The organism is Bacillus sp. NMCC46 (assembly GCF_002998465.1).
Classification (GTDB): domain Bacteria; phylum Bacillota; class Bacilli; order Bacillales; family Bacillaceae; genus Bacillus.
Genome location: NZ_PVQZ01000004.1, coordinates 353,250 through 371,455 on the forward strand (window position 1 = coordinate 353,250; position 18,206 = coordinate 371,455).

General features: G+C 42.4%; 15 protein-coding genes. 8 read left to right on the forward strand and 7 right to left on the reverse strand.

Annotation, left to right across the window (positions count from 1 at the left end; genetic code table 11):
- The first annotated feature begins 1 nt into the window (after window position 1).
- From C6Y01_RS13905 to C6Y01_RS13920, 4 genes are all read left to right on the forward strand, one after another.
- Window positions 2–844 carry a sugar ABC transporter permease gene (locus C6Y01_RS13905; RefSeq protein WP_034660525.1) on the forward strand — a complete coding sequence of 281 codons (843 nt, stop codon included), beginning with the start codon at window positions 2–4 and terminating at the stop codon, window positions 842–844.
- A gap of 13 nt (window positions 845–857) precedes the next feature.
- Window positions 858–2,066, forward strand: a complete 1,209-nt coding sequence (locus C6Y01_RS13910; RefSeq protein WP_106038338.1) for a glycoside hydrolase family 53 protein — start codon at window positions 858–860, stop codon at window positions 2,064–2,066.
- A gap of 23 nt (window positions 2,067–2,089) precedes the next feature.
- A complete protein-coding gene (locus C6Y01_RS13915) occupies window positions 2,090–4,156 on the forward strand; it encodes a beta-galactosidase (protein ID WP_106038339.1) in 2,067 nt (688 codons plus the stop codon).
- A 297-nt stretch (window positions 4,157–4,453) separates the two neighbouring features.
- Window positions 4,454–5,782, forward strand: a complete 1,329-nt coding sequence (locus C6Y01_RS13920) for a CitMHS family transporter (protein WP_034660528.1) — start codon at window positions 4,454–4,456, stop codon at window positions 5,780–5,782.
- Between the two features lie 45 nt (window positions 5,783–5,827).
- On the opposite strand, the gene C6Y01_RS13925 is transcribed toward C6Y01_RS13920, so the two are convergent.
- From C6Y01_RS13925 to C6Y01_RS13955, 7 genes are all read right to left on the reverse strand, one after another.
- Window positions 5,828–6,256 carry a DUF4064 domain-containing protein gene (locus C6Y01_RS13925; protein WP_034660529.1) on the reverse strand — a complete coding sequence of 143 codons (429 nt, stop codon included), beginning with the start codon at window positions 6,254–6,256 and terminating at the stop codon, window positions 5,828–5,830.
- A gap of 24 nt (window positions 6,257–6,280) precedes the next feature.
- Window positions 6,281–7,234, reverse strand: coding sequence for an ABC transporter permease (locus C6Y01_RS13930; protein ID WP_034660531.1), 954 nt, complete (start codon window positions 7,232–7,234; stop codon window positions 6,281–6,283).
- Window positions 7,231–8,160, reverse strand: coding sequence for an ABC transporter ATP-binding protein (locus tag C6Y01_RS13935; RefSeq protein ID WP_034660532.1), 930 nt, complete (start codon window positions 8,158–8,160; stop codon window positions 7,231–7,233). The genes C6Y01_RS13930 and C6Y01_RS13935 overlap by 4 nt, the downstream gene beginning before the upstream one ends.
- A gap of 327 nt (window positions 8,161–8,487) precedes the next feature.
- Window positions 8,488–8,826 (reverse strand): zinc ribbon domain-containing protein YjdM, encoded by a 339-nt coding sequence (locus C6Y01_RS13940; RefSeq protein ID WP_034660533.1) that lies wholly within the window; start codon window positions 8,824–8,826, stop codon window positions 8,488–8,490.
- A 93-nt stretch (window positions 8,827–8,919) separates the two neighbouring features.
- The gene (locus C6Y01_RS13945) at window positions 8,920–10,059 is read right to left on the reverse strand and encodes a glycerate kinase (protein ID WP_034660534.1); all 1,140 of its coding nucleotides are present in this window, start codon (window positions 10,057–10,059) and stop codon (window positions 8,920–8,922) included.
- A gap of 31 nt (window positions 10,060–10,090) precedes the next feature.
- Window positions 10,091–11,362, reverse strand: coding sequence for a GntP family permease (locus C6Y01_RS13950; RefSeq protein ID WP_106038340.1), 1,272 nt, complete (start codon window positions 11,360–11,362; stop codon window positions 10,091–10,093).
- Window positions 11,363–11,480: 118 nt separating this feature from the next.
- On the reverse strand, window positions 11,481–12,593 hold the full coding sequence (locus C6Y01_RS13955) for a CdaR family transcriptional regulator (RefSeq protein WP_106038341.1): 1,113 nt from the start codon (window positions 12,591–12,593) through the stop codon (window positions 11,481–11,483).
- A 161-nt stretch (window positions 12,594–12,754) separates the two neighbouring features.
- Here C6Y01_RS13955 and C6Y01_RS13960 point away from each other — a divergent pair, with 161 nt between their 5' ends.
- The 4 genes from C6Y01_RS13960 to C6Y01_RS13975 all read left to right on the forward strand — a co-directional run bounded on the left by C6Y01_RS13960 (window position 12,755) and on the right by C6Y01_RS13975 (window position 17,827).
- A complete protein-coding gene (locus C6Y01_RS13960; RefSeq protein ID WP_106038342.1) occupies window positions 12,755–13,405 on the forward strand; it encodes a TetR/AcrR family transcriptional regulator in 651 nt (216 codons plus the stop codon).
- A gap of 69 nt (window positions 13,406–13,474) precedes the next feature.
- Entirely contained in the window at window positions 13,475–14,728 is a 1,254-nt protein-coding gene (locus C6Y01_RS13965; protein ID WP_034660538.1) for an MFS transporter, read from the forward strand.
- Window positions 14,725–17,052, forward strand: a complete 2,328-nt coding sequence (locus C6Y01_RS13970; protein ID WP_106038343.1) for an ABC transporter permease — start codon at window positions 14,725–14,727, stop codon at window positions 17,050–17,052. Before C6Y01_RS13965 ends, C6Y01_RS13970 begins: the two co-directional genes overlap by 4 nt.
- A gap of 13 nt (window positions 17,053–17,065) precedes the next feature.
- Complete coding sequence (locus C6Y01_RS13975) at window positions 17,066–17,827, forward strand: ABC transporter ATP-binding protein (RefSeq protein WP_106038344.1); 762 nt, start codon at window positions 17,066–17,068, stop codon at window positions 17,825–17,827.
- Window positions 17,828–18,206 lie beyond the last annotated feature (379 nt).

Consider the following 18,206-nt stretch of genomic DNA (forward strand, 5'->3'; position numbering starts at 1 on the left):
TATGGGATCAAAACAAAACAAGCTCATTCGCCTGAGCATTACTTATTTTATCCTTTTCATTGCCTCCATTTGTATTCTATATCCACTGCTTTGGACAATCGGTGCTTCCTTTAATCCTGGAAACAGCCTCATGAGTACAAGTATGTTTCCGATGAATCCAACGTTCAGCCACTTTACCGAGCTCTTCTTCGGTCAGGGGGCACTTTATGCAAAATGGTATTGGAATTCAATGAAGATCAGTATTGCGACTATGCTCTTAACGTTAATTCTTGTCAGTTTTACAGGCTATGCCTTTTCCAGATTCCGTTTCAAAGGACGGAAAAATGGGCTGATGCTCTTTTTGCTGCTGCAAATGATTCCGCAATTTTCAGCGCTGATTGCGATTTTTGTTTTGGCTCAAATGCTTGGACTGATTAACAGCCACCTTGCACTGATTTTGATTTATGCAGGCGGGCAAATTCCGATGAATACGTATTTAATGAAAGGCTATCTTGATGCGATTCCGAAGGATCTCGATGAATCAGCCAGAATGGACGGCGCAGGGCATTTCCGGATTTTCATCCAGATTATCATGCCGCTTGCTAAGCCGATTTTGGCGGTTGTCGCCATCAACTCTTTTACAGGACCACTGGGTGATTTCATCATCTCCAGTGTCATTGTCCGCTCACCCGAAATGTATACGCTCCCGATCGGTCTGTACAATCTTGTGTCAGACAAAATGGGGGCCAGCTACACGACCTTTGCAGCCGGGGCTTTACTCATTGCGATTCCAGTCGCTTTATTGTTTCTTGTTTTACAAAAACAATTTGTATCCGGCCTCACACAAGGCGGGACAAAAGGATAAGGGGAGATATTTGATGAAAAAGTGGATGCTCGTCACGGTTGTCGTTTTCTTTTTTATGGGGTTAGGTATTTTGCCTGAAGCAAAAGCCGATACGATTTCTGTTCAGCCGATCAATGGACTGCAAGGTGATTTCATCAAAGGAGCCGATATCTCTATGCTTGCAGAAGTAGAGAGAAGCGGCGGCAGATACTTCGACCAGAACGGAAAACAGGTGGACCCGCTCAAGCTATTAAAGGAAAAAGGCGTCAACTATGTGCGCATTAGACTGTGGAACCATCCATACGACAACCAAGGCCGTGCCTATAACGGCGGGACAAATGATTTAAACACAGCCATCGCTCTATCGAAACGTGCAAAAGCACAAAATATGAAAGTGCTGCTTGATTTTCACTACAGTGATTTCTGGACTGATCCTGGTAAACAGTTCAAACCGAAAGCTTGGGCACCTCTTTCACAAAGCGATTTAGAAAAAGCGGTCGGCACTTACACAGGGGATGTACTCAAAGCGATGAGAGCACAAAATGCCCTTCCGAACATGGTTCAGGTTGGGAATGAACTGAACTCAGGCATGCTGTGGCCAAATGGAAAGAGCTGGGGTGAAGGCGGCGGGGAATTTGACCGGCTCGCCGCTTTGCTAAAGGCTGGCACAAATGCTGTCCGCTCTGTCGATTCTAACATCAAAATCATGCTTCACCTTGCACACGGAGGGGACAATGGTGCGTCCCGCTGGTGGTTTGATGAAATCACAAAACGAGGCATCTCATTCGATACGATCGGTCTATCTTATTACCCGTATTGGGACGGTGGATTTAATGGTCTGACGTCTAATATGAATGATATTAGTGCCCGCTATCACAAAGACGTGATTGTTGTGGAAACCGCCTATGGGTTTACGACAGCAAATGGCGACAACCTAGAGAATTCATTTAATCAAGACTCTGTCAAAACAGCCGGCTACCCGGCTTCACCTCAAGGTCAGGCATCTTTTATACGAGATCTATCAGAGAAAATTTCACAAGTAAAAAACAATCGCGGAAAAGGGTTCTTTTATTGGGAGCCGCTTTGGATTCCAGCGAAAGGCGCTCCGTGGTCTAGTCAATACGGGCTGGCTTATATCCAAACAACCGGTACAGTCGGAAATGCTTGGGAAAATCAAGCGATGTTTGATTTCAACGGAAAAGCACTGCCTTCTCTTGATGTATTTAAACAAATGACACCGTAATTAAAAGGATAGGACGTGACAAAATGGGAAAGCGTTACCCACTCGTTCACCCAAATGTGAAAGGCTTTTTGCATGGTGGCGATTATAATCCAGATCAATGGCTCCATATGCCGGAGATCATTGACGAAGATTTTCGATTAATGAAGCTTGCACACTGTCAAACATTCTCCATCAACATTTTCGCATGGAGTAAGCTAGAGCCAAAAGAAGGGCAGTATGATTTTGCATGGCTGGATGACATCATGGACCGCTTGGCAGCTCAGGGGGCTCACGCCATTCTCGCAACGCCAAGCGGGGCAAGACCTGCTTGGCTGTCACAAGCATATCCAGAGGTATTGCGCGTCGAAGCGAACCGTCAGCGTAATTTACATGGACTGCGCCATAATCATTGCTTCACCTCTCCGGTTTATCGAGAAAAAACGAATACACTCAACCGGCTGCTGGCTGAACGCTACAAGGATCATCCAGCACTGATTATGTGGCACATTTCGAATGAGTACGGCGGCGAATGTCATTGTGATCTTTGCCAGGAAGCATTTCGGGACTATTTGAAAGACAAATACAATCATGACCTTGAAGTTTTGAATCAAGCATGGTGGACGGGTTTTTGGAGCCACACGTATAGTGACTGGTCACAAATCGAATCACCTGCACCGCACGGGGAGCACATGATTCACGGGATGAACCTAGACTGGAAACGCTTTGTCACAGCGCAAACGATCAATTTTTATCAAAATGAAATTGAACCGCTGCGGGAATTGACGCCTCATATCCCAGTGACCACCAACTTTATGGGCGACTACCCGCATATGCGCCCATTCCTTGGGCTGGATTATCATCAATTTGCAAAAGAGGTCGACGTGATTTCATGGGATAGCTATCCAGCATGGCATAGCGGCAGGGAAACAACCTCCGAATTAGCGTCAAACGTCGCCTTCGTTCACGATTTATATCGTTCATTAAAGGACGGTCAGCCATTTCTCGTTATGGAGAGTACACCGAGCCTTGTGAACTGGCATGAAGTGAATAAGGTCAAACACAAAGGAATGGCACACCTTTCTGCCATACAGGCGATTGCCCACGGATCAGACTCCGTGCTTTACTTCCAGTGGCGCCAAGGCCGAGGTGCCTCCGAGAAATTCCATGGCGCCGTAGTCGATCATTCCGGGCACGAACATACGCGCGTGTTTCAAGAAGTCGCTGATCTAGGGAAACAATTGGAGCAGCTGCAGCCCATTGCGGGCACGTCCGTACAACCAGAAGTCGCCATCATATACGATTGGGAAAACCACTGGGCCATTGATGATGCACAAGGCTTAAATAATACAAACAAACGCTATGTAGAGGCTTGTCAAACTCACTATCGAAGCTTTTGGAAAAAAGGCATCCCTGTTGACATTGTCGGCATGGAAAAGGATTTCTCATCCTATCGTGTGCTGGTTGCTCCAATGCTCTACATGATCAAACCAGGCGTCGCAGAAAAAATCGAAGCCTTTGTCAAAAAGGGCGGTATTTTTATCGCGACATATTGGAGCGGCCTGGTCGACGAAAATGACCTATGTTTCCTCGGTGGTTTCCCCGGCCCTCTCCGTCATGTACTTGGCATATGGGCTGAGGAAATCAACACATTGATGCCAGATGAACATGTGTTAATAACCACAGGGAATGGACGCACCTACCATGTCGGGCAATATTGCGAATCCATTCATCCTGAAACGGCCTCTGTGTTAGGGCATTTTGAGAATGGCTGCTACGAAGGACAGCCAGCCCTTACTGTCCATCCTTTTGGAGATGGAAAAGCATACTATATGGCTTCCGAAAATGAGCAGATTTTTTATGATGAGTTCTACGAGGATCTCATCGCAGGAATGGGTATACAGCCCGTCCTATCATCTGTGATTCCAGAGGGAGTTAGTGTACAAAAACGAACAGATGGGTCGCAGGACTATGTATTTATGATGAATTTTACAGAAGAGCAGCAGAACATATCACTAGATTCAGCGGAAAGCTATGAAAATATGCTGTCTGAAGAGCAGGTGCCAGACCAGCTTCAGCTTGACCCTTACGAGTACGTCATCTTGAAAAAATAATTTGAAAGAAGCGTTCATTCATTGGACGCTTCTTTTATTTTAACGATTCCAAATACCTATATAAATATATTTGCTTGTAGAAATGCCCTTGAATCGTTATATTTTATCTAAATTTTTTGACATGTTTGATACCGCGCCGTGAATGGATTCACCATCCTTTTTTACCATTGTATAGGTATGAAAGCGGTTGCCTAATACTCATATTTTTGATACCCTTTTTTTCAATGCAGATATGGGACTGCATTGTCATAAAAAGAGCAAGAAAATGTAAACGGTTTATTGTAGGGGGAGGGACTTATGTTAACGTTTGTTGGATTATTGATTATTTTAACGATTGTTGTATTGCTGATTTGGGGGAAAGCAAGTCCAATTGTTGCCATGGTCATGGTGCCTTTAATCGGGGCATTCATCGCAGGATTTGGAATCAATGACATTCAATCTTTCTTTGAAGAGGGGATTATCAAAGTACTGCCAGTGGCGACCATGTTCATCTTCGCCATTTTATTTTTTGGTATTTTACAAGATACAGGGTTCTTTGAACCTGTAATAAAAACACTGATTAAACTGACAAAGGGAAATGTTGTCACGGTTGCGATGGGAACAGCTCTAATAGGAGTCATCGCTCATTTAGACGGAGCAGGAGCGACTACATTTTTATTAACTGTACCTGCACTGCTTCCACTTTATAAAAAATTACATATGAGTCCGTACTTATTGCTGTTATTGATCGGGACAAGTGCCGGCTTAACGAATATGGTGCCGTGGGCTGGCCCCACAGGACGGGCAGCGAGTGTCCTTAATATGGACCCATCTGAACTTTGGGTGCCGCTCATTCCCATTCAGCTCATTGGGGTCGTTCTCGTATTAGGAATGGCATTTATTTTAGGAAAAAGAGAAGAAAAACGCATTCGGGTCAAAATCGCCGCAAATGAAATCGCTGCTGTTCAATTAGAAGGCGCAGATTGGGACCGGGCTATTCAATCCATTAGCGAGACAGGTGATGCCGCTTTAAAACGTTATCACTTGATTTGGGTGAATTTCATTCTGTTTGTAGCCGTTGTTGTCCTTCTTGTGCTCAACGTGATTCCGGCTAGTTATATGTTTATGATTGGTCTTTCTCTCGCACTATTAATTAACTATCCGAAAGTGGATGTACAAATGGAGAGAATCAAGGCGCATGCACCTAGTGCACTCATGATGGCTGCCGTTATTTTCTCCGCAGGTTCATTTTTAGGAATTCTCGAAGGAACGGGCATGCTAAAAGCTATTGCTGTGGACAGCATTCAGATTCTACCTGCTTTCCTGCTTCCATTTTTACATATCATTGTTGGGATGTTTGGGGTACCGCTGGATATGCTGACAAGCACAGACGCCTATTATTATGCTCTACTTCCAATTGTCGAATCGATTACATCTGAGGTTGGCGTGTCGGGCACTTCCGCTGCGTATGCCATGATGATTGGAAACATCATCGGAACCTTTGTCAGTCCACTCGCTCCAGCCGTTTGGCTTGCGATAGGTCTTGCGGGAGTCGATATGGGGAAACATATCCGCTACTCCTTCTTTTGGATGTGGGGATTCAGTATTATCCTTCTGTTCGTGGCGATGCTGATCGGTATCATTTAAAAAAGAAAGACATGCGTACAACGACGCATGTCTTTTTCTTTGTATTTATGAAGGATATTCACTCGTGTGAATGTCTGTTTTCGGCTTTCTAATAAGAGACATCAATCCAATGATAAACAATAGAACCATTGGAGCAAATGCAAGGCCGACTGTTCCAATCAAAAGAGTCACAGCAGACACCAAGAAAAGAATACCTGAAAGCACGGCACGGCGGTCTGTTTTCAAGAAAATCACACCGACAATCGATAGCACAGCCGCAATTGCGGAAACGACCATGAACTGAGTACCAAATGCATTAACCGAAGCCTGAAGCGTTTCAATCGGCAATGTTTCTCCTTCCTCTTGTAACACTTCATTGATTTGATCATAAAATGATGGACCTAAGGAGAGAATTAATGCTCCAAATCCAACACCAATGGCATTGAGGACAATACTAATAATCCCCATAATTTTTTCACCTTTCCGTCTAATCATGTGTAAACCTCCTAAAAAGTTAAATTAACTGCCTGTTTTCACTTCTCGCTTTTGGAAGACAATTAAGGCAATCGCCAAGAAAATAGCCCAATAGATGACTAGGACTGTTAATGAGAATCCTAGAGACATACCTTCGATAAGAGTAACCTCTTCCATAAAATATTGAGATGGATCATTTGCAAATAACAAATATTTTGCCCAATCAAAGAAGAGCATTAAAATACCTGTAATTGATCCACCCACAATATAAGCTAACACACTAATAGCGATGGAGATAGCTTCACTTCTAAATACTGTAGAAATGGCGAACGAAAGTGTTCCCAGTACGACAAACATTGCACAATGAGCAAGATAATAAAAGACCATATTTGCAAACTGCGAACGTTCAATCACTTCACCATTTTGATAGACCAAATTCACATAATCAGTGTTGAGGCCGAAGAAAATGGCACCCAATATAAATGACAAGATAAACAGTACCACAACAAGTAAAAGAGCATATAGCTGCACCGTAATATATTTAGATATTAGGATCTTTAGCCTTGATGGTGGGCGAATCAATAATAATTTAATTGTACCATGCTTGTATTCAGCCGAGACAATGGTGGAAGCAATAATGATCACAAACACACCTACAAGCTGAAGTAAATTGGCGTTTGTTTTCACATAATCCCATACACTGTCACTAAACTGATTAGCTGGCGGTAAGTTATGCTTGATTCGATAATCATTAATAGCGATCTCTTTTTCAAGGCTTCTTTTAAAGAAACCATTTTCTGTTTCTTTGAGTTCCTTCTTGTTCTCAGTATTCATCATTTCTAGTTGGTCTTTCCAAGCTCCGGATGATTGATCTTCGTCATTTGTTTTAAGTGCAAAGATCAGTGTAGCAATCATACCTAAAACAAGAAGTCCAACCATAATCCAAGTTCCAACACGATAACTGATCTTCATCCACTCGTTTTGAATGAGGCGAATCATACGTCTGCCTCCTTTTTACCTGTTAAGCTTAAGAACTTATCTTCTAAGGTTTGTTTTTCTATTTTGATTTCGTACAAATGAATGGACGCGTCACTCAAATGACGAATCAATTCCGGCATTTTCTCTTCTGGCAAGGAGAAGAATAAATACTGCTCCTCTTCTCTTACAGTCGTGCCTTCCTCAAATACACCAATGAGCTTCTGCGCTTCTTCCAGCTCACCGGATGCGACCTTCATTCGATAATTGACCAGTTCGTCTTGATTCGTCTCTGTACGCTGATCCTCAATCGCAATCAGCTTTCCTTTTTGGATAATCGCAAAACGATCACACATCAATTCCATTTCTGACATGAGGTGACTTGAAACAATAACAGCCAGCCCTTCTTCCTTTGCCAGCCTTCTCAAGTAATCTCGTATCATGCGAATTCCCTCTGGATCAAGTCCATTGGTCGGCTCATCTAATATCAGCAGTTTCGGTCTATGTATAAGAGCCTGCGCAATGCCTAAACGCTGCTTCATTCCTAATGAAAACGTACGGACACGCTTATGTTTCACGTGCTGTAAGCTGACCAGCTCTAGCAGCTCATCAATTCGCCCTTCATCCACTTTCCCATTCATTCTGGCAAAGTGAACAAGATTTTGTCTGGCTGTTAAGTGATTATACATTTCTGGGTTTTCAATAATGGCACCAACATCTTGGATGGCATGCTGATATGAGGATTGAATACTATGACCATTAATCAGAATGTCGCCAGATGTAATTGGAGAAAGACCGACCATCATGCGAATGGTTGTTGTTTTCCCTGCGCCGTTTGGTCCTAAGAAGCCAAAGACTTCGCCCGCTTGGACAGAAAAGCTCAAGTCTTGAACGATCTTTTTCCCGTGAATATGCCTAGATACATTATGCAGTTCTAAAACGTTCGTCACGTTACCTCTCCTTCTTTGTCTAAGTATCATCTATCATCTATTTCCTGATAAACACCATGATCCGTTAAAAATAGAAGAACACTTCCATATGGTACAGCAATGCCCAAAAGTTGTGAAGGGGATTAGGCAAAATTTAGCGAATCATCTGCCTTTTTTAAGGTAGGGTTAAGAAAACAGCAATTTTTTATGTGAAAAGAGGCTTGATTTTTTTAAAAAATGAACCTTTTTCAACAGGTATATATGTATGGAATTCTGTTTAAGATTATTCCTTTCACCTATAAATAAAGAAATAAAAAGAGGCCTCTTACTGACAGCCTCCTTTCGTTATTATACTTTTTTCACAAACTCTGATTTTAACTTCATTGCGCCAAAGCTAGGAATTTTACAATCAATGTTATGATCGCCTTCCACTAAACGAATGCCTTTGACCTTCGTCCCTATTTTTAAAACGGAAGAAGAACCTTTTACTTTTAAATCTTTAATGACAGAGACCGTGTCCCCGTCACTTAACAGATTTCCATTTGCATCTTTGACAACAAGCTGCTCCTCTGCCGCTTCTTCTTGTTCTAGCGACCATTCATGCGCACATTCAGGACAAACCAGCAGACTGCCATCCTCATAAGTATACGTTGAACTGCATGTAGGACAATTCGGTAGATTAGACATTTGTGTTTCCTCCAACTTTCTATTTTATTTCATACAATTTTACCACATTTCTATAGAAAGGATTGTGATAGAAAAGGAAACATTTTTCAACGTTTACTTATTTCTTCCAATTGATATAGCAGCCGCAATATTCCGAGCGGTTCTCTCTACATGAAGAGCCCCATCTCTCATCGCCTCAGAAAGAGAAGTTACACCTGGAACGATACTAAAAAGTGCATCAATTCCATGCTCATGTACAACTGCACTGTCTTTTGAGAGGGAGCCCGCAATACCAATCACAGGCAGGTTATACTGCTTTGCTGCTTTGGCTACACCAATTGGCGTTTTTCCATAAATGGTCTGCTGGTCAATCCGGCCTTCCCCAGTAATGACAAGGTCTGCCTCCTTGATGACATCATCAAAATGAACTGCCTTCAGCACAATATCAATTCCTCTTTGCAAATCGGCGTGTAAAAAGCCTAATAAACTCGCACCAAGTCCTCCTGCCGCTCCTGCCCCTGCTACACCTTCAAAAAATACATTGAACTGTTTTTCTGCTACTTGTGCAAAATGAGCTAAGTTTTTATCTAACACTTGAACCGTTTCTTTATCAGCACCCTTTTGAGGACCAAATACAGCAGATGCTCCTCTTTCACCCGTTAAAGGATTGTCCACATCACAAGCTGCCTCCAGCCGAACGGATTGCAGTCTTGGGTCAAGTCCAGATAGATCAATAGAAGCTAATTGATGAAGGGCTCCACCGCCTGGCGACAGATCCTGTCCTGCATTATCAAGAAAAGCCGCACCTAATCCTTGCATCATCCCAACGCCGCCATCATTTGTTGCACTTCCGCCAAGCCCAATGATGACATGCTTCGCTCCTTGATCCAGTGCCGCAAGCATTAATTCCCCTGTTCCTCTCGATGTCGTGAATAAGGGATTGCGTTTTTCTTGCGGAACAAGGTGTAACCCAGAGGCTGCGGCCATCTCTATGACGGCAGTCTGACCGTCCCCTAACATGCCAAAAAAGGCATCAACAGGCTCCCCAAGCGGGCCTGTGACCACTTGATTGACAATGTGCCCGCCCGTCGCATCAACTAGCGATTGAACAGTTCCCTCTCCTCCATCTGCCATTGGAAGTTTGATATATTCAGCGTTTGGCAAAATCGCATGAAATCCTCGTTCAATGGCACATGCTGTCTCATATGCAGATAAACTTTCTTTAAATGAATCTGGTGCAATAACAATTTTCATCCTAAAGCCCCTCGTTTCTTATCAAATGTCATCAGCCAAACAACTGGAAAACGCCGAATATAATGGTCGATACGACGGTTAATGTCAAACCAATTAACGATTCAAAAGGCATGAGTTTCAACCGCTCTTTGATGTCCATTTGAACACTTCCTGCTGTGGCATGGAAAAAGCTCCCGTGCGGCATATGATCTAGCACTGTTGCCCCAGCATGAATCATGGCTGCTCCTGAAAGAGCAGATACGCCAAGGCCAATTAATGTACCGCTAAATACGCCACTCGCTACCGCCGTTCCTGCTGTTGTCGAAGCGGTGGCGGCTGACATAAATATCCCTGAAGCTGGTGCAAGTAAATACGGAGGTAATCCCGATGCTTCGAGTGCTTGAATAAACACATCTTTTAAGGAAGAATTCGATACAATTCCTGCTAGTGTGCCTGTCCCCAATAACATAATCGCTACACCCGACATTTTATGAAGCCCCGACATCGCATAATCATTGAGAAACTTCCCTTTTTTCATGAAAAGAGCGCCTACAATGCCTCCGATCGGTAAGGCGATCATTGGGTCTATATTGATTTGAAAAAGCGGTCTTAAAGCCAACAATAAAATGGTGACAAGCGGACCCGCAAGTGCTTGAAAAAAAGCTGGCACTTGAACTTTGCTTTGCGCAGTTTCCTCTTCAAGAACAGGTGTCCCTTTTTTTGCAAGCTTTTTGGCTAACACATATGTAACAGCCAATCCAAACACAGCCGGGATGACACCCGCAGCCATCATTGAAGTAAGCGGTACACCAAAAGCATCAGAAGCGGCAATGGCATTCGGATTCGGTGACATGATATTCCCTGCCTTCCCGCCTCCAATCATGGCAAGTAGAATCCCCGTTTTCGACAGCTTTGCCCGTTTGGCAATGGCAAGTGCAATGGGTGCTACCGTGATAACAGCTACATCTACAAAAACGCCCACTGTTGTTAAAATCATGGTTGCCAGTGCGAGTGCTAATAACGCCCTCGCCTCTCCAAGCTTTTTCACGATAGCCTCGGCGATAGTTAAAGCTGCACCCGACTCAATCAAAACGCCAGCTAGTACACCTGCCGCCATAATTCTGAGGACAGCCGGAATCATATCCTTAGCGCCTTCCATCATGACGTTGACGGTCTGAACAATATCTACACCGCCTACCAAGCCGCCTATGAAGGCACCTGCCAGCATGCCATATGCAGGTGATACTTTTTTTAGAATAAGAACAATCGCTATCACAAGCGCCGTCACGGCTCCCAGTGTACTTACTGTCACATCTCCACTCATCCTCGATCTCCCCCAAAATGTCTTTCTCCAATTGTAAGCGTTTACTAGTGGGAATCGGGTTGTGAATCTAGATGAATTTTTTTAATTTATCCCTTCATTCCATTGTGCATATGCACAATCAAGATAGTTGACTCATCAACTGCGCCATATAAAGCTCCATCAACTGTTTCACATGACGGGGATTTTTTCCGGTCAATGCTTGAATTTTATCTAAACGATATCGCAAAGTATTCCGGTGAATAAATAAACGATCAACAATTCTTTGTAAATCACCGCCCTCTTCAATGTAAATCCTTAATGTTTGGGCGAGCTCCGCTTCCTGTGTTAATGGGTTGTAAAAGTCAGTCCATCTAATCTCCTCTTCAACAGCTCCTGCAGTGAGGAATAGCCTTTCCAACTGATAAGATTTAAAAAAATAAATACTTTCCTCCGGATGAAGAGCCTTCCCCAACCGCAAGGAATCTCTTGCGTGCTCAAAGGACAATGGCAGTCGGCTTATGTCGTCGGCGACAGTCCCTATCCCCACCAGCACCTGACCTCCTACTGCTTTTTCCATTGTTCTTTGCAGCTGCCCTGCCACATGCTTTAAACGATGATCAGGGATTGGCTGCCTTAAAAGAACCAATTCATGACGAAAGGTCATGCCAAGCAAATCATCCGCATTCTTATCGTATTGAATCGCATGCATCATTTTATGCACAGCGTCTTCCGAGGATGGAACTGGCTGAAAAACGATGACCATTCGGCGCTTATCTAAATCCATTCCCAGCCATGCAGCTCGGTTCTTTAGCTGATGATCACCAACGTCCGAATCAGAAATTAACTGATTGACAATTTCACTCTCTATTCTTTGCCGCCACTGAATTCGTTCAAGCAGAAAAGACTGCTCTAACACAAGCTCAGCTGCCATTTTCACCAGCTCGGCATGATGCCGAATGTCCTCTGGCTCACCAGTAATTCCAATCACACCAACTACTTGTTCACGAAAGCAAATAGGCAAATTGATTCCAGGTCTCACTCCTTCTAAGCGTAAGGACGCCTCATGGTCAATTTCCATACTGTTTCCGCTTGTCAGCACAAGTCGTGCACCATCATGTTTCTGACCAATCCTGTTTCGTTCACCAGAACCAATTATGACACCATCCGCATTCATCACATTGATGTTTTTATCTAAAATACGCATCGTACGTTCAACCATTTCTTGTGCCAATTCAGTGGTTAAAAATTGCATGAGGCATCTCTCCTGAAAGTGTTTTCATTCAATGTATCATAGTGTCATTGCACAATAAATGCAATATGTTTAAAAATGAGGCATTGACAAAGGTACATTGAAAAGTGTTTAATCAAATCAAGAGACCGACCGATAGTCTAGTCAAAAGAAAGGATGGTTTTATGAGAACCGTTAAACATCCTGAAGAACGTAAAAATGACATCTTAAATGCAGCAGAAGAGCTTTTTTCTACCAAAGGCTATCAGCAAACAACGATTATCGACATTCTGAGAGCTGTTGGCATTGCAAAAGGCACTTTTTATTATTACTTTTCATCCAAAGAAGAAGTGATGGATGCCATTATTGACAGGATCATCAAAGCAGATATCATCGTGGCAAAGCGTATTGCGGCTGAGCCAGACCTTCCAGTCGTCGACAAACTATTTCGTATCATCATGGCACAATCGCCTCAGCAAGGAAGCAATAAACAGGGGATGATTGAACAATTCCATCAGCCTTCTAATGCGGAGATGCACCAAAAAAGCTTAATCAAAGCGATTAAAGAACTATCACCCGTATTGGCAGACGTCATTCAGCAAGGGGTGGAAGAAGGAACATTCAAAACAAAGTTCCCGCAAGAAACGGTTGAATTCCTTCTTGCTTCTGCACAGGTCATATTTGATGAGGGCCTTTTTCAATGGACAGCCGAAGAAAGTATACGACACGCTTTAGCTTTTATCGATATCCTCGAATCCTCATTACATGCAGAAAAGGGAAGCTTCTCCTTTCTTCTAAAGCGATTAACTGGAGAGCTGGATGAAAAGAATCAGTGATTGGTCACTTCAATACCAATCCTGCATACATTATAGACTGACGGTCGGTCTAAAAGGAGAGTGATACTCATGTCTTTGTTATCCAAAAGAGGTTCATCCCACTTTATGTACCTCGTTCTCGGACAAATTATTTCCGTTTTTGGTTCTTCCTTAATTCGGTTTGTTCTATCTTTACACGTGCTGGATATGACCCAGCGTGTTGACTTATATGCCTTACTATTCGCTTTATCCAATGTCCCACTCCTTCTTTCTCCCTTAGCAGGCGCAATCGCTGACCGGTTTAACAGAAGGAACTTGATGATTTTATTTGATGTTCTCACCGGCATCATGATTCTGGCTTTTTATTTTTGGTTATTCTCAGGAAATGATTCACTCTATATGATCGGAGCAGTCATGGTGCTTCTTGGTGTGATGAGTACGTTCTATGCTCCTGCTGTGATGTCCAGCATTCCACAGTTAGTAAAACAGGAACAATTAGAACAAGCAAACGGAATCGTCAATGGCGTGCAGGCACTTTCAGGTGTTCTCGCTCCTATTATCGGCGGGGTTCTGTACGGACTGATTGGAAGTCAATCCATCATAGGTGCCAGTGCTATCGTGTTTTTTCTATCAGCATGCATGCTTTTACGGTTAAACATATCCTTCTCACCTAGCCCGCTAACGGAAACTATGGGCAAAGTGCTCGTAAAAGATATGAAACAAGGATTTTCCTATATTGGCAGTCAGCCATTTTTAAAAAGAGCCATGCTGCTTGCTGCAATGTTAAATTTCATCCTCACGCCATTTTTTATCGTGGGTGGTCCAATCATTTTAAGGGTCACAATGAAAAGCAGTGACATCATGTATGGAATAGGCATGGGCTTGATTGAGTTCGCTGTGATCGCAGGGGCTCTGCTAGTTGGACTTGTAGCAAAGCATTGGCAGATACCTATTTTATATCGCTGGCTGATCGTCATCGCGATCATCTTGCTACCTGTCGCATTCTCAACATCCAACACAGCTCTTCAATTTGGCACTTATCCAGCTTATTTTCTCTTTCTAGCAGGATGTCTTCCAATTGCTATGCTGCTTACAATGATCTCAATCGTTGTGATTTCACATGTTCAAAAGAAAACGCCAAATAGTCAATTAGGAAAAGTGATGGCAAACCTGACAATGGTTTCTCAATGTGCTGCCCCGCTTGGTCAAATGATGTATGGATTCTTGTTCAATACGTTTTCAGCCAACATGTATGTGACGGTGCTAATAGTCAGCACTTTCATGTTTGCCCTTGCCTACTTAACAAAAAATATGCTTCAACATGAAGGAGAATCAGCCTCATGAGACTGACGTTTATAAAGAAAGACTTAACCCGCCACCGTCTCATTTCCATCGGTTTAACCATTTGTATTATGTTGACATCATTTCTCGCAACAAACGCCGCTCAAATGACAGTACAGCTGAATGGTTCCATTTCTAATCTGCTCCATTCAGCCAAGGCACCAGATTTTGTCCAAATGCATGACGGCAGCCTAAATGAAAAAGACATTGAAGCATTTTCAAACAAGCAGTCCATGGTAAAAGCACATCAAATCGTTCCAATGATTCCAATTGAACATGCAAACATCAAGTTCGGAAACAAACCCGCCAAAGCAGGTGTGATGGATCATTTATTTGTAAAACAAAATCGTCATTTTGATTTTCTTTTAAATGAACAAAATGAAAAGCTCACTGTCAATAAAGGTGAAGTGGCTATCCCTATCTATTTTCAACAAAAGTATCATCTCAAGATAGGAGAAACGTTAGTAATTGGGAAAGGGTCTAATCAATTCTCTTTCCGCATCAAAGCGTTCTTGCGAGATGCACAAATGAACCCCAGTCTTGTTAGTTCGAAAAGATTCCTTCTTCATCACAAGGATTGGGACGCAATGAATCAAGTGTTTCATAAAAAGGAATATTTAATTGAATTTTTACTGCATGATGCCGTGAAGGCAGATGCCTTTCAAGCAATCTACCAGTCATCACAGCTTCCACAACAAGGTCCAGCTGTCACATTACCTTTGCTGCGTATGCTGAATGCATTGACAGATGGAATGGTGATTGCCATTCTCCTGCTTATTTGCATGCTGCTCATTGGTATAGCCCTTCTCTCTCTCCATCTTGCTATGACAGCTTCTATAGAAGAGGATGAACGTGAAATTGGAATACTGAAGGTGCTTGGGATTCCTTTAACAAGAATCAAGCAATTATACGTTGGAAAGTATGCCGTGCTTGCTTGTGTAGGGTGTATAGCAGGTTATGGGTTAACGCTTTTATTTGGTGATTTGTTTACGACCAATATTCAGCGCTACATGGGGAATCAGCCTTCTTTTACTTCTTGGTTCATCCCGCTTTGTGTTTCTATAGTGATAGCAATGATCGTCATTTCTTGCAGCTATGCTGTCCTAAGAAAGTTTGGCCGAGTATCAGCCGCTCAAGCACTTCAAGGCGGCGCCATTTCAACGAATGATAAAAAACAAATACCCCTACATCTCAAGAAAAACAGGTTCATACCGGTCAATATTTGGCTTGGTTTAAAAGATCTGTTATCACGAAAGAAGTTGTACACAACGATTACTTGTATTATCGCGCTTTGTACATTTTTGATGCTGCTGCCTATTCAGCTATGGCACACCTTACAATCGCCGGATTTCATCACATATCTTGGCTCTGGTCAAAGTGACCTTCGAATTGATATACGACAAGGAAATCATCTAGAGGAAAATACAAATGAAATAGAATCAATGATTCGTGAAGATCCGGACATTCATACATCAGCTATATATGAAACAACTTCTCTTCAGGCAAAATCAAAGGATAATACATTAGAAACACTCTATTTAGAAACAGGTAATCTCTCAGCATTTCCTCTCACCTATTTACAAGGGCGACAGCCTTTAAAGAATAAAGAAATTGCCTTATCAGTGCTCAGTTCAGATTCACTCCAGAAAAAGGTAGGAGAAAAAATTACTCTCGTAACAAACGGGCATGAAATTCAAAAAACAGTGACTGGCATTTATCAGGATGTCACCAACGGCGGCAAAACAGCAAAAGCAATATCACAGCCATTTTCTCAATCAGCCCTTTGGAAAACCATTCAAATCCAACTAAAACAAGGAGTAGAAATTGCGGAGAAAAAGACAGTATTTGAAAAAGGGATATCTCCTGCAAAAGTGACAGATATGAAAGAATACGTTCATCAAACAATCGGCAGCACAGCCTCTTTAGTAAAAATCGTTGCACTTTTGTCTACATTAGCTGCTTTTGGAACCGCCAGTTTGATGCTATTCATGTTTCTGCACATGTTAAAAACGAAAGATTCAAGTCGAAACCACATGTTAAGAATGATTGGATTTTCTAAAAAAGATGTAACAGCACAATATATCACAAGTTTTATCGTCGTTATCTCTTTGGGCACCTTTATTGGTACGATCGCTGCCCATACGATTGGACCAGCTTTGATGAGTGTAGGTGGAGCATCCTTAGGGGCATCAAGCCTGCAGTGGCTGGCACCACAATGGGTGTCAGTTGTGTACCCAATCACACTGTTGATTGTCAGCTTAGCTTTAACCGCTTCGTTATTGAAGACGTTTTTTACTAATCAAACTACACGTCATACACTTTCATAAGGAGATGTTTCACATGGAACACTTGATTGAAACAAAGCGATTGTCTTTGCAAATCGATTCTTTAAAAGGACAGAAACAAATCATTCTTAAAGATATCCATTTATCGATAAAGCCTGGGGAATTTGTGACCATTATGGGGCCTTCCGGATGCGGGAAAACTTCCTTGCTTTATCAGCTTAGCGGGATAGAGACAGCCTCAACAGGAGAGATCAAATATAAAGGCCGTTTACTATCAGAAATGACAGACAAACAGTTAACTGCTCTGCGCTTAACAGATATGGGATTTGTCTTTCAACACAGCCACTTACTAAAAAATCTTAATCTATTTGACAACATCATTGCTGCCGCTTACTTAACAAAGAAAAAGCCAAGAAAAGAAATGAATGAACGAGCTAAATATTTAATGGAAAAACTTGATATTGATCATTTAGCAGATCGATATTTGTCAGAAGTATCAGGAGGTCAGCTTCAGAGAGCCTCTATCTGTCGAGCGCTTATGAATGAACCAGACATTCTTTTCGCTGATGAACCAACAGGTGCTCTTAACTCTAATGCAACGAAGGAAGTGATGAATATATTTTCGGAAATCCATTCTGAAGGAGCAACACTACTGCTTGTCACACATGACCCAAAGGTTGCTCTTCGTTCTGAAAGAATCATGTTTATGAATGACGGAGAAATAACAGCCAGCTTACATTTAGGGAGATATGATGACTCAACTGCCGAGAATCGAGAATTTAGATTAAATCAATGGCTGCAAAATTTAGGTTTTTAATTGGAGTAAAAACAGGCAGAAAGCTGCCTGTTCTATTTTTTCTGGCACTCAAACGAATAATCCATCGAAAAACGAGTTGTTTCTAATATGATTTTGCCGCCTACTTGTTGACAAGATTCTGTCAGCAACTCTATTTCTTTGCTATAAAAGTATCTCTTTGACATATACAGAGTCACTAAAACGAGTAACAGCGTCGTCATGATCACTGTGATTTGCCAGTTTAAGATTTGAAATCTTTTTTTCATATCAACGTCCTTTCTAATAGACTAGTGTTTGTGATTGGCATTTACTTTTGTCTGCTTCTATTAGTTTCTATTCCAAATTTGATCTAGCATCATCATAACTGATTTTCTTTAATAGATCGACCTTCCAACCGACC